The following is a 14,957-nucleotide window of genomic DNA, read 5'->3' on the forward strand; positions in this document are numbered from 1 at the left end:
GGGCGTACTCCCGGTCAGGTCGTGTGTCCGGATTGGGCAAGGTGGATCAGCCCGACGACGTGAGCGGTCGCGTCAGGTGCGGGGGATTCGGCTGTGGGGAGGTGCTGGGGGAGGTCAGACGCCGAGGGCGGGGAGGATCACGGCGTCGACGTACGAGGCGAGGAAGCGCTGGTCGACCGGGCGGTCCTCGATGAGGTCCCGGGCGACGAAACCGCCGACCATCATGTGGACGACGTACTCCAGCGCCGGGTTGTCCGCGGCCACTTCACCGCGGTCCACCGCCCGGCGCAGCAGGTCGTTCAGGCCGGTGAGCTCCGGCTCGACGAGGAGGTTGCGCAGCGCCTGGTGGAGTTCGGGATTGTCGTGGATGGCGTGGAAGAGGCCCCGCATGAGCGCGGCGTCCCGCTCCATCTGGCAGTCGTCCGAGCGCGCCACCATCTCGTACAGATCGCCGCGCAGCGATCCGGTGTCGATGTCGGCGAGCGACGCGGGCTTGTTGTGCCGCAGCGCCTTGGCGATCAGCTCCGGCTTGCTCCCCCACTGGCGGTAGAGGGTGGCCTTGCTGGAGCGCGTGCGGGAGGCGACGGCGTCCATGGTGAGCGCCTCGTACCCGACCTCGCGGAGCAGGTCGAGCACGGCCTCGTAGAGCTCGGCCTCACGCTCGGGCGTGATCCGGCTGCGTCGCGTCGTTGCCACGTCAGTCATGATCTCCACCTCCCGCTCCGAACGAAACGATTCCGTCCACCCGGACTCTACCCAGCCCCTTAACGAAACGAAACCGTTTCGTACGTGTGCTGCGTCACGCCCCGCCGCGACCGCGCGGATCACCCCCGGCACGAGTTGCCGCCGCCTGCCGGGCGGAAAAGCATGGTGAGGTGACCGACGCGCGCGACGATGCCCAGGACGCCAGTGCCCCGGACGACCACGCATACCTGCGTTTTCCGCATCTCAGCGGCGACCGCCTCTGCTTCGCCGCCGAGGACGACCTGTGGGTGACCCCCCTCACCCCGCAGGGCGTCCCGGCCGGCCGGGCCTGGCGGCTCACCGTCGACCGGACGAAGGTGAGCCACCCCCGCTTCTCGCCGGACGGCCGCCACATCGCGTACACGACCTGGCGCAGCCTCGACCCGGAGATCCACCTCGCCCCGGTGGACGGCGGGCCCGCGCGCCGGCTGACGTACTGGGGCAGCACCGACACCCGGGTCTGCGGCTGGTCCCCCGACGGCGACATCCTCGCCGTCTCCTCGCACGGCCAACCCTTCTCGTACTTCTGCTGGGCCTACAGCGTGCCCGTCGACGGCTCGCCGGGCGGCCGGCTGCCCTGGGGCCCGGTCTGGGACATCGCGATCACCGACGGCCTGGCCGACGGCGGGGCCGAGCGTAAGACGCTGCTCCTGACCGGCAAGCCGCCGCACGAACCGGCCGCCTGGAAGCGGTACCGGGGCGGCGCGACCGGCCGTCTGTGGGTGCACGGCGAGCAGATCCTCGCCGACCTCGACGGGCACCTGGACGCGCCGATGTTCGTGTCCGGACGCATCGCGTTCCTCTCCGACCACGAAGGCGTCGGCAACCTCTACTCCTGCCTGCCCGACGGCTCCGACCTGCGCCGCCACACCGACCACGACACGTTCTACGCCCGGCACGCGGCCAGTGACGGCACCCGCGTCGTCTACCAGTGCGCGGGGGACATCTGGCTGGTCGACGGCCTCGCGCCGGACTCCGTGCCGCGCCGGCTCGACGTGCGGCTCGGCGGGCCGCGGCCCGGGCGGCGGACCTACCAGGTGCCGGCCGCCCAGCACGTCGACGCGCTCTCGGTGGACACCACGGGCCGGGCCAGCGCCGTCGTCATACGCGGCTCCCTCTACTGGCTCACCCACCGGGACGGCCCGGCCCGCACCATCTCCGACACCCCCGGCGTACGGGTCCGGCTGCCCGAGATGCTCGGCACCGGCGGGCAGGTCGCCTACGTCACCGACGCCGAGGGCGAGGACGCCGTCGAGATCGCCCATCTGCCCCGGGCCAGCGGCGACCGCGGGCCGCGCAGGCTGGCGAGCGGGGGCCTGGGCCGGGTGCAGGAGATGGTCGCCGACCGCGACGGCGAACGCCTGGCCATCGCCTCCCACGACGGCCGTCTGCTGCTCCTCACGGTCTCCGACGCGGCGGAGGGCGGGGCGGCCGGGGACGGCGGGACGGGCGGGGACAGCGGGACGATCGGGGACAGCGGGACGATCGGGGACGGCGGGACGGGCGGGGACGGTGACGGCGAGGTCACCGAGCTGATCCGCTCCGTCAACGGCCCGGTCCGCGACCTCGCCTTCTCCCCCGACGGCAACTGGCTGACCTGGTCGCACCCGGGCATCGGCCGCTCGCTGCGGCAGATCAAGCTGGCCCGGATCGCGGGCCCCGGACCCCGCACCGTCGTGGACGTCACCAACGGCCGCTTCGAGGACGAGAACCCCGTCTTCACCCGCGACGGCCGCTACCTCGCCTTCCTCTCCTGGCGCGGCTTCGACCCCGTCTACGACGTGCACACCGGCGACCTGTCCTTCCCGCTGGGCTGCCGCCCCTACCTCGTACCGCTGTCGTCCGCGACGCCCTCCCCCTTCGCGCTGCTGCCCGACGGGCGCCCGGCGGCGGGCGGCCTCGACCCGGCCGACGGCGGCGGGGGCGGCACCACCACCACGGTCGAGGTCGAGGGCCTGGAGGCGCGGGTGACGCCCTTCCCGGTCGCCGCGTCGAAGTACTCCGCGCTGCACCCCGTCAGCGGCGGCGGCCTGGTCTGGCTGCGCTGGCCGATCTCCGGCGCGCTCGGCGAGACCTTCGCCAACCCGTCCGACACCTCGGGGCGCCCCACCCTGGAGTACTTCAACATCGCCAAGGCCAAGAAGTCCCAGCTCGTCGACCACCTCGACTGGTTCGCGCCGAGCGGCGACGGCTCCCGGCTCGTGGTCGTCGACCAGGGCGACCTGACCGCGGTGCCCGCCACCGAGCAGGGCGACGGCGACACCACGGTCTGGATCGACCTGCGCCGCATCCTGCACGACGTCGACCCGGCCGCCGAGTGGCGCCAGTCCTTCGACGAGGCGGGGCGCATCATCCGCGCCTACTTCTGGGACCCGGGCATGAGCGGCATCGACTGGGACGGGGTGCTCGCGCAGTACCGGCCGCTGGTCGAACGCGTCGCCTCCCCCGACGAGTTCGCCGACCTGCTGCGCGAGGTCCTCGGCGAGCTGGGCACCTCGCACGCGTACGTCTCCCCCTCGCGCCGCAACGAGGGCCCGCCGCACTACCAGCGCGCCATGGGCCTGCTCGGCGCCAACCTGGTGCGCAGGGACGAGGGCTGGACCGTCCAGCGCATCCTGCCCGGCGACTCCTCCGACTCCAAGGCGCGCTCGCCGCTGGCCGGCGCGGGCATCCGCGAGGGCGCGGTCCTCACGCACATCGACGGCCGCGCGGTCGACCCGGTGGCCGGCCCCTACCCGCTGCTCGCGGCGGCGGGCGGCACCACGGTCGAGCTCACCTTCCTGCCCGCCGGGGGCGAGGGCCGGGCCCGCCGCGTCGCGATCGTCCCCCTCATCAACGAACGCCCCCTGCGCTATCAGGACTGGGTGGCCAAACGCCGGGACGTCGTACGGGAGTTGAGCGGCGGCAAGTGCGGCTACCTGCACATCCCCGACATGGGCGGCTCGGGGTGGGCCCAGTTCAACCGGGACCTGCGCCTGGAGGTGTCGCGGCCCGCGCTCATCGTGGACGTGCGCGGCAACGCGGGCGGCCACATCAGCGAGCTCGTCGTCGAGAAGCTGACCCGCAAGATCCTCGGCTGGGACCTCACGCGCAACGCCCAGCCCGTCTCGTACGCCTCGAACGCGCCCCGCGGACCGGTCGTGGCGCTCGCCGACGAGGCGACGTCCTCGGACGGCGACATGATCACGGCGGCCTTCAAGCTGCTCGGGCTCGGCCCCGTCGTGGGGCAGCGCACCTGGGGCGGCGTGGTCGGCATGACCGGGCGGCACGCGCTCGGCGACGGGACGGTGATCACGGTGCCGATGAACGCGGGCTGGTTCGACGCGTACGGGTGGGGCGTGGAGAACCACGGCGTCTCCCCGGACCTCGACGCGCTGCGTACGCCGCTGGACTGGGCGGAGGGGCGGCACGCCCAACTCGACGACGCGGTACGCCTCGCGCTGGATCTCCTGGAGCGGGAGCCGGCCGCCGATCCGCCCGGTTACTCGGACGTACCCGACCGCAGCAGGCCGCCGCTGCCGCCCCGCCCCTGACCGGCCCCCGAGGGGCCCGCGACCGGTCACCGACACGCTGCGTCATGATCGAAATGCGAGGAATGTCCGGTCGTGCAAATCTGGTCGAGGCCCCATCCCCCTCACCCAACAACGGGAGTGAATCGCATGGGCATCAAGGACCAGTTCCAGGACAAGGCTCAGGACCTCGCCAACAAGGCGAAGGACATGGGCGGCGCGAAGGGCGACGAGGCGAGCGAGCGTGCCTCGCAGGCCCGCGACGAAGCGCGCGACCGTGCCTCTCAGGCCCCGGACCAGGCCAGGGACGCGGCGCAGGAGCAGCAGGACAAGTTCAACCAGGACTACGACGCCTGACGTTGCACTGCGCTCGACCAGAAGAGGCCCCCCGGGACGCCGGGCGGGCCTCTTCTCCGTTCCTCCGCTTCCCTGTCCCCGTTCCCCGTTCCCCGTTCTCCGCTCTCCGCTCTCCGCTCTCCGCTCTCCGCTCTCCGCTAGGAGTTCGCCCGGGCCTTCTCGTCCGCCGAGCCCCCCGCCCCCACGAGCCCCGTCGACACCGTCCCGAGCCGCGGCTCGAACCGCTTCATCTCGCGCTGGCCGACGGACCCGATGACCGAGGGCAGGTAGCCCCGGATGCCCTGCATCCCCCGCAGCCACCACTGCGCGTACACATGGCTGGAACGGCGCTCGATGCCGGCCACGATCCGGTCGACCGCGGGACCCAGCGGGTACGTCTTGTTGGACGGCCACGGCAGCCGCTGGCGCAACTCCCGCATCACGTCGTCCTGATCGGCCCCCCGCACCATGTCCGTGTCGGTCCAGGAGAGGTAGCCGACGCCGACCCTGACGCCCTTGTAGCCGACCTCCGCCCGCAGCGAGTGCGCGTACGCCTCGACGCCGGACTTGGACGCGCAGTACGCCGTCATCATCGGCGCCGGCGTGATCGCGGCGAGCGAGGCGATCTGCAGCAGATAGCCGCGGCTCTCCATGAGGACGGGCAGGAAGGCCCGCCCGGTGACCGCGCTGCCGATGAGGTTGACCTCGATGACCCGGCGCCACGCGTCGGGATCGGACTCCAGGAAGGGCCCGCCGCTGGCGACGCCCGCGTTGGCGACGACGATGTCGACCTTGCCGAAGTGCTGCTTGACCTCCTGGGCGACCCGCGCCATCGCCACGTGGTCGGTGACGTCCGCGTGCCAGTGCGCGGACTCCGTGTGCAGCCGCTCCGACACCTGCTTCAGCTCGTCCGGCTCCAGGCCGACGAGGGCGACCTTCGCGCCGCGCGCCGACAGCTTGCGGGCGAGCAGCTCACCGACTCCGCGCGCCGCGCCCGTGACGACCGCGACCTGCCCCTCCAGGCTGACCCTGCTCATGCGCCCTCCTTGACCTGTATGTACGTTGCGACGAGTTCCCTGATCCGCCCGCTGACGGCCTCCGGCGCCTCCACGGGCGTCATGTGCCCGGCGCCGGTCAGTTCGGTGAGCCCCACGCACCGGGGCAGCGCGGCCGCGAGGCGGCGCGCGTGGACGACGGGCGTGAGCCGGTCGGCGGTGCCGGCGAGCACCGCGGTCGGCAGCCGCAGTTCACCGACCTCGACGTCGAGCTGGAGCGACTCCAGGACGTGCGACCAGCCGTACCGGACATCGCGCGGGCAGGCGTGCACGATCCGCGCACAGGCCTCGACCCGGTCCGGCGCCGCGCCGGGCCCCATCGTGGCGTACCGCAGGATCCGCCGGGCCAGCGGCGTGACCGGGCCGAGCGGCGCGCGCGAGCCGAGCACGGACCGGGTGATCCGGGTGCGCGCCCGCCCGGCGCGCAGCAGCGGCACCACGGTCGCCTCGGCGACCAGCGCCGAACTGCCCGTGCTGCACAGCAGGACGGCCGCGGCGTGCTCGCGCACCGCGGCCCGGCCGCCCGCCGCCATGATCGTCATGCCGCCCATGGAGTGCCCCACGAGGACGGCCTGTTCGCCCGGCGCGAGCGTCGCCGCGAGGACGGCTTCCAGGTCGTCGGCGAGGGCACGCGTGCTGTAGCCGTCGGCGGCGGGCGCGGCGCTGCGTCCGTGCCCGCGCTGGTCGTAGGCGATGACGCGGTGGTCGGTGGCGAGGTCCCGCAGCTGCGCGGCCCAGAACGCCGTCGAGCAGGTCCAGCCGTGCGCGAGCACCACGGCGGGCGCCGACTCGGGCCCGTGCACCTCGACGTGGAGGCGGGCGCCGTCGGCGGAGACGGCGGTCAGTTCGCGGGCGGCGGCGGGCGGCGCGTAGGGCCCGCTCGTCACGTGGGTGAGGCGGCTCATGCCCCGGCCTCGACCTTCTCGGTCCCGGAGCCGCGCCCGCCGGTGCGGGAGTCGGGCACGGCCTTGAGCCCCTTGGGCTCCCTGAGCACCTCGTACTCGGAGAGGTCGACCCGGCGCGTCGCCGCCCGGAACTCGGTGGTGGTGCCGGGCCAGACCGTGGTGTTGACGCCGTTCTCGTCGAGGTACCAGCTGTTGCAGCCGCCGGTGTTCCACACGGTGCGCTTCATCCGCTCCTGCACCCGGTGGTTCCAGGCGTCCACGGCGGCGGGCCGGGCGGCGAGGGCGGCGCGACCGCCGAGGACGTCCAACTGCCGCATGTAGTCGGCGAGGTAGTTCAGCTGGGACTCGATCATCAGGATCATCGAGGAGTTCCCGAGGCCGGTGTTGGGGCCGATGATCGTCATCCAGTTGGGGAAGCCGGCCGCGGTCGCCCCGCGCAGCGACTTCATGCCGTCCTTCCAGGTCTCCATGAGGGTGTGCCCCTCGTCGCCCACGACCCGGTCGGCGATCGGCATGTCCGTCACGTGGAAGCCGGTGCCGAAGATGATCGCGTCGACCTCGGCCTCGGTGCCGTCGGCGGCGACGACGGTGTTGCCGCGCACCTCGGTGAGGCCGCTGGCGACGACGTCGACATTCGGCCGGGCCAGCGCCGGATAGTAGGCGTTGGAGAGCAGGATGCGCTTGCAGCCGATGCGGTAGGTCGGGGTCAGCTTGGCCCGCAGCGCCGGGTCCTTGATGGCCCGGTGCATGTTCCGCTTGGCGAGCTGCTCGACCATGCCGAGCTCGTTGGGCCGCTTGGTGAACGCCTGGACCTGCAGTTCCCTGATGCCCCACAGGAGGCCGCGCCGGGCCTGGGTGGTGAAGGGCAGCTGCTTGTGCAGCCAGCGCTCGGCGCCGGTGATGGCGCGGTCGGCGCGGGGCATCACCCACGGGGGCGTGCGCTGGAAGAGGGTGAGCCTGCCGACCTGCTTCTGGATCTCGGGCACGATCTGGATGGCGGAGGCGCCGGTGCCGATCATCGCGACGCGCTTGCCGCGCAGGTCGTAGTCGTGGTCCCAGCGGGCCGAGTGGAAGACCTTGCCGGGGAAGGTGTCGATGCCCGGGATGTCGGGGGTCTTGGGGTCGGAGAGCGGCCCGGTGGCGGAGACGACGACGTCGGCGCTGTAGGTGCCGTCGCTGGTCTCGATGACCCAGCGCAGCCGCTCGGCGTCCCAGCTCATCAGCTTCACCTCGGTGTTGAGGCGAAGGTGCGGGCGCAGCCGGAAGGTGTCGGCGACGTGCTCCAGGTACTCGTGGATGTGCTCCTGGCCGGAGAAGGTGCGCGGCCAGTCGGGGTTGGGCGCGAAGGAGAACGAGTACAGGTGCGAGGGGACGTCGCAGGCGCAGCCCGGGTAGCTGTTGTCCCGCCAGGTGCCGCCCACCGCGCCGGCCCGCTCCAGGACGACGAAGTCGGTGATGCCCTCCCGGCGCAGCCGCACAGCGGCCCCGAGGCCACCGAACCCGGATCCGATCACCGCCACCCGTACGTGCTCGTGCTCTGTCATTCCGCCGCCTCCCGGAAGTACCGAACTGAAGTACCGAACCCTGCCAGTAGTCACTGGCACAATTGGGAGCGTAAGCCAGTCGCGTACTCATGGGTAGGGGTAGGGCGGGGGAAAGTTACCGGCGGTACCGGCGGCCCGGGCCCGGACAGGCCCTAGGCTTCCCGCGTGGCAGACGAACGAGAAGGCGGACGCGGGAGCACACCGGACGGCGACGTACGCGAGTACCGCATGGAGGAGCTGGCCAGGGAGGCCGGCATCACCGTGCGCACCGTGCGCTTCTACCGCGAGCGCGGCCTGATCCCGCCGCCGCGCCGCGAGGGCCGCATCGCCTGGTACGACGAGCACCACCTGGCCCGGCTGCGCACGATCGCCGCCCTCCTGGAGCGCGGCCACACCCTGAACGGCATCGCCGAGCTCGCCGACGCCTTCGAGAAGGGCCGGGACGTCGGCGAGCTCCTCGGCTTCGGCGAGCCCACCGAGGAGCAGCCGGTCCGCCTCACCCCCGAGGAACTCGCCGACCACTTCGCGGGCGAGGTCACCCCCGAGAACCTCGCCGCCGCCATGGACCTCGGCTACCTCGGCACCGACGGCGACGAGCTCGTGCACATCAGCCGCCGCCTGCTGGAGGCCTCATCCACCCTGGTGCGCAAGGGAGTTCCGCTCGCCGCCGTCCTGGAGGCGGGCCAGCGCGTGCGCGAACACGCGGACGCGCTCGCGGGGTTGTTCATCGCGGTCATGCGCACCCACACGCCCGCCACGGCGGCCGTCGACATCGAACAGCTGCGCCCGCTGGCCAAGAGCGTGGTGGAGGCGGAGCTCTCGATGGCCCTGGACCGCCGCCTCAAGCAGACCTGACCGCGCCGCCCCCGCACCGCGCGGGACCGGCCACCGACACAGCCCGCACCGCCTGCACCGCCTGCACCGTCAGATCAGACCGGCAGCCACCAACGTGCCTTGTAGATACCGCCGTTGACGTACCGGTAGCTGCTCTGCGGCCGGTGCACGCTCACCGTCGTGGTCCACCAGGTCTCGCCGAGCCCGCTCTCCGGCACGGTGGTCACGACCTGCCCGGTGCGCGGGTCGTCGCCGACGGCCTTCACGGACTTGCGGGAGATCTCCGCGGCCCCGGCGAAGTCCTGCACGAACGTGCGGCTCTTCTTGTCGTACTGGAACACCGCCGCGTTGGTCGTCACCCACAGGCGCCCCGGCCGCCCGGCGACCGGGAACAGATCGTGCCCGCCGGGGGTGCGCCCGGGCGTGCTGGCCGGCAGACCGAGCGTGGACGTCCTGGCCAGCGCGGGCCGCGCGGCCGTGCCGCCCACCGCGTACGTCACCAGCTCGTCGTCGCCGAGTGCCCACAGGAGCCCGAGCGCGGCGTCCCAGTGCAGCGCGTGCGCGCCCTTGAGTTCGGCCTCGGCGAACCGGGTGGCGCGCGGCCCCTGCGAGGCCGCGTACAGCCGCACCCGCGCGCCCGTGCTGCACGCGACGGCCACGTTGCCGTCGGGCAGCAGCTCGGCGCTGTGCGGGTTGAACAGGTCGTCGCCGGGTCCGATCACCGTGCCCCAGTACCGCCGGCCGGTCGGGTGCTCGACGACGGCGACGAAGCCGAACGACGCGGTCGTCAGGACGTAGGTGCGCCGCCGGTGCCTGCGCACCTTCGCCTCGCACGGGTAGACCCAGCTCAGCTCGGGGCTCAGGTCGCGGTAGCGCGGGTCGCCGAGCGGCGAGAACTGCCAGCGCACGACGGAGGCGTCGGCCGCCGGGTCCCACACGCGCCGCCGCGGGTCGAGCACGAGCAGCCGCCTGCTCGCCTGCTCGGTCAGCAGGACGGGCGGCGTCCCGGCGGGCGCCCCGCCGTCGCCGCCCGCCGCGTCCGCGCGCGCGGCGGGCAGCGCCGCCGCGGCCCCGGCACCCGCCGCGCCCAGCACGACGGCACGTCTCGATGGCATGGCCGGCATGAAGTCCCCCCGGGACCTTGGCAGTTGGTCATGTACGCGACCGCAATCTGCCATGCCGCCCAGTCCCGGGACAGCCTCGTACCGGACTTTGTGAGCGTGTCCCGCCGCCGACCACCCGCATGGACGACGGCAGGCGGCTGCTCAGGATCTCCCGGGCCCTGGGACTAGAGGTCGTAGGCCACCGTCACGGGCGCGTGGTCGCTCCACCGCTCCGTGTGGCTCGCGGCCCGCTCGACGTACGCCTTGATCGCGCGCTCGGCGAGGCCGGCCGTCGCCACCTGGTAGTCGATGCGCCAGCCCGTGTCGTTGTCGAAGGCGCGCCCGCGGTAGGACCACCACGAGTAGGGGCCCTCGACGCCGGGGTGCTGCGCGCGCACGACGTCCTCGTACTCCTCGAAGACCTCGTCGAGCCAGGCGCGCTCCTCGGGCAGGAAGCCGGAGTTCTTCTTGTTGCCCTTCCAGTTCTTCAGATCGGCCTCGCGGTGGGCGATGTTCCAGTCGCCGCAGACGAGCACGTGCCGCCCCTCGGCGGCGGCCCGCACCTTGAGCTCCTTGAGGTACGCGAGGAACTCGCCCATGAACCGGATCTTCTCGTCCTGCCGCTCGGTGCCGACCTCGCCGGAGGGCAGGTACAGGCTCGCCACGGTGACGCCCGGCAGATCGGCCTCGACGTACCGGCCGCTGCCGTCGAACTCCTGCGACCCGAAGCCGACCCGGACGCGGTCCGGCTCGCGGCGCGTGTACAGCGAGACGCCGGCCCGCCCCTTCGCGGCGGCGGGCGCGTGCACGACGTGCCACCCCTCGGGGTCCCGCACCTCGTCCGGCAGCTGCTTCTCCTCGGCCCGCACCTCCTGCAGGCACAGCACATCGGCCGAGGTCTCGGCGAGCCACTCCACGAAGCCCTTCTTGGCGGCGGCACGCAGCCCGTTCACATTCACGCTGGTCACAGTGAGCATCCCGGCACGATACCGGCACACTGGACGACGTAATCGCACCCGTTTCGCATAGAAGTACGATGGAGCGCATGACTATCCAGGCTCGTGACACCGCCGCCCCCGTCCATCTGCGCACGGTCACCTTCGCGCACCCGGACGCGATCCGCCTCAACGACAGCGTGCAGCTGGAGTACGCGGAGCGCTACGGCGACGACGGGGACGTCACACCCCTCGACGCGACCATGTTCGAGCCGCCGCGCGGCCGCTACCTCATCGCCTACGACGAGCACGGCACCGCCCTGGCGACCGGCGGCTGGCGCTCCCTGGACAAGAACGAGGAGGGCTACGAGGACGGCGACGCCGAGCTGAAGCGGATGTACGTCACCCCGCAGGCCCGCGGTCTCGGCCTGGCCCGGCGCATCCTCGCCGCTCTGGAGGACGACGCGCGGGCGGCCGGCCGCGTCCGGATGGTCCTGGAGACCGGCACGAAGCAGCCGGAGGCGATAGCCCTCTACCTCTCCAGCGGCTACGCCCTCGCCGAGGTGAAGTTCGGCCACTACCGCTTCGAGGACATCAGCCGCTGCTACGTGAAGCAGCTGTAGCCCGCCCGACCCCGGCGACCGGGGCCCGCCCCGGCCCTACTCCCGTACCGCCGGGCGCAGGTCCAGCTCCGCCAGCGCGCCGCCGTCGGCCGGATTGACGAACCGCAGCCCCGCGCCCAGCACCTGCGCCTGGCCCTGCGCGATCGTCAGACCGAGGCCGAGGCCCACTCCCCGCTCGCCGCACCCGCTGCGGAACCGCTGCGGCCCACCGGCCAGCAGGGACTCCGGGAACCCGCCCCCGGAGTCCCGCACCCGCACCACCCCGGCGTCGACCTCGACCGCCACCGGCACCGCCCCGTGCCGCAGCGCGTTGCTGACCAGGTTGGCGACCACCCGCTCCACCCGCCGCGGATCCGTCTCCACCTCCGCGTCCCGCACCACCCGCACCGTCACGCCCGGCGCGCCCGCCGCCCCCGCGGCGGCCGACCTGCGCACCAGCTCCCCCAGCGCGCACCGCTCGGCGGCGACCTGCTCGCCCGCGCCGTCGAGCCGGGCCACCTCGATCACGTCGTCGACCAGTTCCCGCAGCCGCTGCGCGGACTCCCGCACCAGCTCGGAGGGGCGGCCCGGCGGCAGCAGTCCGGCCGCCGTCACCATCCCGGCCACCGGGGTCCGCAGCTCGTGCGCGATGTTCGCCGTCACCTCCCGCTCGGCCTGCAGCCGTGCGGCCAGCGCGTCGGCCATGGTGTTCACGGCGGACGCGAGCCGGGTGATCTCGTCCTTGCCGCGCAGCGGGAGCCGTGCCGTCAGGTCGCCGTCCGCGATGCGCTGCGCCGCCCCCGCCTTGGTGCGCAGCCGCCTCCCGAGCCGCGTGGCGACGAGCAGCCCGGCCGCGCAGGCGAGCGCCGTCCCGATCCCGCCGGAGATCCACAGCACCCGGTCCAGGTCCCGGACGGTCTCCGCCTCCCGGTCGTAGGGCCGCTTCAGCGCGACGACCTCCTTGCCGGACCTGCTCGCCGCCCACAGCTGCGGCACCCGCCCGCCCCGGTCGAGGTAGACGCCCCACCGGCCCTTCGCCACGGCCCCGGCGAGCGGGCCCGGCAGGTCGACGGGGTCGATGAGGGTGCGGTCCCCGTCGATCCCGGCCGCGTGGTCCTGCACCGCGGTCCGCAGCCGGTCGCCGATCTGGCTGCGGGCGGCCGCGTACTGCGCCTCGACGGTGCGGTGGTGCACGAGCAGGCCCATCACCAGGGCCACCACCGCGGCGGTGGCCGCGATGGCGATCCCGATCTTGGTACGCAGTCCCATGCCGCTCCCCGCGTCCTCAGAGGTCCGGCACCGAGAGCCGGATCCCCTGGAACTGCACGTTCACCGCGGCGGCGGGCAGTTCGTCGGCCTTCTTCGGCTCGACGGTGGCCCGCCGGTAGTACGCCACGCGCTCCTGCTCCTCGAGACCGCTGAGGGTGAGCGTCGCGTCGTAGGGCCTGCTCGCGCAGCCGGGCCGGCACCAGGGGCCGCCGAGCTTTCCGGTGGCCCGCGCGGTCGGGCCGCCCCAGTCCCGCCAGCTCAGCTCGGAGAGCGTGACGGCCTCGGTGAGCTCCACCAGCGTCGGCTGCTGCACCGGCTGCCCCGCCGCGTCGGCCAGATACACCGGACCGCTCACGCGGGACGGCTGCAGCGCGGGCCCCTCCACATGCAGCCCCCGCGGCTCGGCACACCCGCCCATGAGCACGGCGGCGAGAGCGGTGCCGCACAGAACGGCGGCCCTCGAAGGGGACGGCATGCCATAAATGTATCCGGAGCCGGACAATGTGCACGGCGCTTCGGTGTCGGCGCGACGCGGATGTCGACACAACGATGTCGGCGCAACGCAAAGATCCCGCCCAGTTCGATGAACTGGACGGGATCTCATGTGCAGTGGACCTGTGGGGATTTGAACCCCAGACCCCCTCGATGCGAACGAGGTGCGCTACCAGACTGCGCCACAGGCCCTTGCAACGAGTGAAACTCTAGCATCCCGATCGGGGTGCTCGGAAATCCGGTCCTGGCTGGTCAGCCAGGGGGATCTCACACCGCCTCACTCGTTGGCCGCGCGCGGCCTGCCGCCGTCCTCGTACTGGTCGAAGAGCGGCGTGCGGCCGCGCTCGCGGGCCCGCCGCGCGGACGCCGCGCGGCGCTTGTCGCTGCGTCCGCCGCCGGCGTCGGCGCCCTCGGCCGCGTCGATGTCGCCGGAGTCCTCGGCGGACCGCGCGGGCTCGGCCGCGTGCTCCACCGGGTGCTCGGCGGTCGGCTCCGCGGTGCTCGACCGCGCCGCGCTCCACGCGTCGGGCGCGCCCAGGTCGACGCTGCCGGTGGCGCGCGGGGCGACCGGCGCCGTCACGTAGGTGGGCAGCGGCACCGGGACCGGGTCCCAGCTGTCGCCGCGGCCGGGGCCGCGCTGGCGCTCGCGCTGCTGGTCGACCCACTCCGCGTGGTCGGTCTGCTCGACGAGGGCGCGGCGGTCGGCGGCGAGCGCGGACAGACCGGTCTCCGTCCCGGGGCTCGCCCCGTCCTCCGCGGGTTCGTCGACGACCGGCTCGGCGCCCGTGGGCCTGCGGCGCGGCTGGCGCTCGCGCAGCCGCTGGGCCGCGACCTCGGCCCGGCGCCGGTCCATCGTGTACGTGAAGCGGCGCCGCTCCTGCCCGCGCAGATAGACGATGTACGCGCTCAGCAGCACGGCCGGTGCGGCGGGCGCCCACAGGAAGGCGAGCCCGCCGACCCCGGCGACGACCGCGCCGATCGTGAAGGCGACGAAGAGAAGGACCGTCGTCCGGCGGCGCCGGGCGAGGACCTTGCTGCGGCGGGCGCGCGCGGCGGCCTCCGCGGAGGCGGCGCGCTGCGCGGGCGTCGGCCTGGGCCGGGGGGCCGCGGCGGGTTCGCGCTCACGCACGGACTCGCGGGGCCGCTCGGGCTCACGGGTGCGCTCGGCCTCACGGGTGCGCTCGGGTTCGGGTTCGCGCTCGCGGGGGCGGGCCTTCTGGCGGGGTGCGGGCTCGGCCCGTCCCGCGGGAGGCTCCGCCCGCCCCGGCCGGGGGTCCGCCGTGCCGGTCGGGGGCGCGGCGAAGGAACGGACGTCCACCGAGCCGGTGATCGCGTCCGCTTCGTCGCGCTGCTCCCCTTCCTCGGGCGAGCGCGCTTGCAGGTCCTTGGCGTAACGACGCTCCATGCCCGCCCGTCCGGACAGCAGCCGGATGGCGGTGCTGAAGCGTTCCGTCGGACGGGCTTCGTTCAGCTCGTCCTGCCTACGGAGCCACATCGGCACCAAGTAGGCGGCCCAGGCCCCGACGATGACTGCGTAGATGAGGCCGCTGCTGCTCACGCTCACACGGTAGAGGGGTTTCCGTGAGGCCATCTGCCAATTGGGCCGGTGTGTCGCACGATCTGGCTGAT

13 protein-coding genes and 1 tRNA gene are annotated in these 14,957 nt (G+C 73.5%); 4 read left to right on the plus strand and 10 right to left on the minus strand.

The features are described 5' to 3' along the window. Positions 1-114: 114 nt before the first annotated feature. Positions 115-705: a TetR/AcrR family transcriptional regulator gene (locus ACFYXE_RS32665; protein WP_361176726.1), complete on the minus strand. Its 591-nt coding sequence runs from the start codon at positions 703-705 to the stop codon at positions 115-117. 170 nt (positions 706-875) lie between these two features. Between ACFYXE_RS32665 and ACFYXE_RS32670 the strand changes: the two genes are divergently transcribed. Further along, positions 876-4,277, plus strand: a complete 3,402-nt coding sequence (locus ACFYXE_RS32670) for a S41 family peptidase (protein ID WP_389318829.1) — start codon at positions 876-878, stop codon at positions 4,275-4,277. 126 nt (positions 4,278-4,403) lie between these two features. Then, positions 4,404-4,610, plus strand: coding sequence for a hypothetical protein (locus ACFYXE_RS32675; protein ID WP_361176730.1), 207 nt, complete (start codon positions 4,404-4,406; stop codon positions 4,608-4,610). Between the two features lie 137 nt (positions 4,611-4,747). Here the strand turns inward: ACFYXE_RS32675 and ACFYXE_RS32680 are convergent, their stop codons facing one another. From ACFYXE_RS32680 to ACFYXE_RS32690, 3 genes are read right to left on the minus strand one after another with little or no spacing between them, the layout of a single operon-like run. Beyond that, positions 4,748-5,626 carry an SDR family oxidoreductase gene (locus ACFYXE_RS32680; protein WP_361176732.1) on the minus strand — a complete coding sequence of 293 codons (879 nt, stop codon included), beginning with the start codon at positions 5,624-5,626 and terminating at the stop codon, positions 4,748-4,750. Next, the gene (locus ACFYXE_RS32685; RefSeq protein ID WP_389318832.1) at positions 5,623-6,549 is read right to left on the minus strand and encodes an alpha/beta fold hydrolase; all 927 of its coding nucleotides are present in this window, start codon (positions 6,547-6,549) and stop codon (positions 5,623-5,625) included. Before ACFYXE_RS32685 ends, ACFYXE_RS32680 begins: the two co-directional genes overlap by 4 nt. Then, positions 6,546-8,093, minus strand: a complete 1,548-nt coding sequence (locus tag ACFYXE_RS32690) for a flavin-containing monooxygenase (RefSeq protein WP_389318834.1) — start codon at positions 8,091-8,093, stop codon at positions 6,546-6,548. Before ACFYXE_RS32690 ends, ACFYXE_RS32685 begins: the two co-directional genes overlap by 4 nt. Before the next feature lie 228 nt (positions 8,094-8,321). Here ACFYXE_RS32690 and ACFYXE_RS32695 point away from each other — a divergent pair, with 228 nt between their 5' ends. Further along, positions 8,322-8,948, plus strand: a complete 627-nt coding sequence (locus ACFYXE_RS32695; RefSeq protein ID WP_361176744.1) for a MerR family transcriptional regulator — start codon at positions 8,322-8,324, stop codon at positions 8,946-8,948. Positions 8,949-9,022: 74 nt separating this feature from the next. Here ACFYXE_RS32695 and ACFYXE_RS32700 read toward each other — a convergent pair whose 3' ends face one another. After that, positions 9,023-10,042, minus strand: coding sequence for a DUF6528 family protein (locus tag ACFYXE_RS32700; RefSeq protein ID WP_389318836.1), 1,020 nt, complete (start codon positions 10,040-10,042; stop codon positions 9,023-9,025). 173 nt (positions 10,043-10,215) lie between these two features. Further along, positions 10,216-11,007 (minus strand): exodeoxyribonuclease III, encoded by a 792-nt coding sequence (locus tag ACFYXE_RS32705; protein ID WP_389318838.1) that lies wholly within the window; start codon positions 11,005-11,007, stop codon positions 10,216-10,218. A 68-nt stretch (positions 11,008-11,075) separates the two neighbouring features. Here ACFYXE_RS32705 and ACFYXE_RS32710 point away from each other — a divergent pair, with 68 nt between their 5' ends. Further along, the gene (locus ACFYXE_RS32710) at positions 11,076-11,588 is read left to right on the plus strand and encodes a GNAT family N-acetyltransferase (RefSeq protein WP_389318840.1); all 513 of its coding nucleotides are present in this window, start codon (positions 11,076-11,078) and stop codon (positions 11,586-11,588) included. Between the two features lie 36 nt (positions 11,589-11,624). On the opposite strand, the gene ACFYXE_RS32715 is transcribed toward ACFYXE_RS32710, so the two are convergent. From ACFYXE_RS32715 to glpR, 4 genes are all read right to left on the minus strand, one after another. Then, entirely contained in the window at positions 11,625-12,836 is a 1,212-nt protein-coding gene (locus ACFYXE_RS32715) for a HAMP domain-containing protein (RefSeq protein ID WP_389318842.1), read from the minus strand. 16 nt (positions 12,837-12,852) lie between these two features. Then, positions 12,853-13,311, minus strand: coding sequence for a hypothetical protein (locus ACFYXE_RS32720; RefSeq protein ID WP_389318844.1), 459 nt, complete (start codon positions 13,309-13,311; stop codon positions 12,853-12,855). Positions 13,312-13,446: 135 nt separating this feature from the next. After that, positions 13,447-13,520: transfer RNA gene (locus ACFYXE_RS32725), tRNA-Ala, on the minus strand. Positions 13,521-13,605: 85 nt separating this feature from the next. Next, positions 13,606-14,886 carry a gephyrin-like molybdotransferase receptor GlpR gene (glpR, locus tag ACFYXE_RS32730; protein WP_389318846.1) on the minus strand — a complete coding sequence of 427 codons (1,281 nt, stop codon included), beginning with the start codon at positions 14,884-14,886 and terminating at the stop codon, positions 13,606-13,608. Between the last annotated feature and the right edge of the window lie 71 nt (positions 14,887-14,957).

Origin of the sequence: Streptomyces sp. NPDC002564 (assembly GCF_042889645.1) — a bacterium.
Taxonomy (GTDB): Bacteria; Actinomycetota; Actinomycetes; order Streptomycetales; family Streptomycetaceae; genus Streptomyces.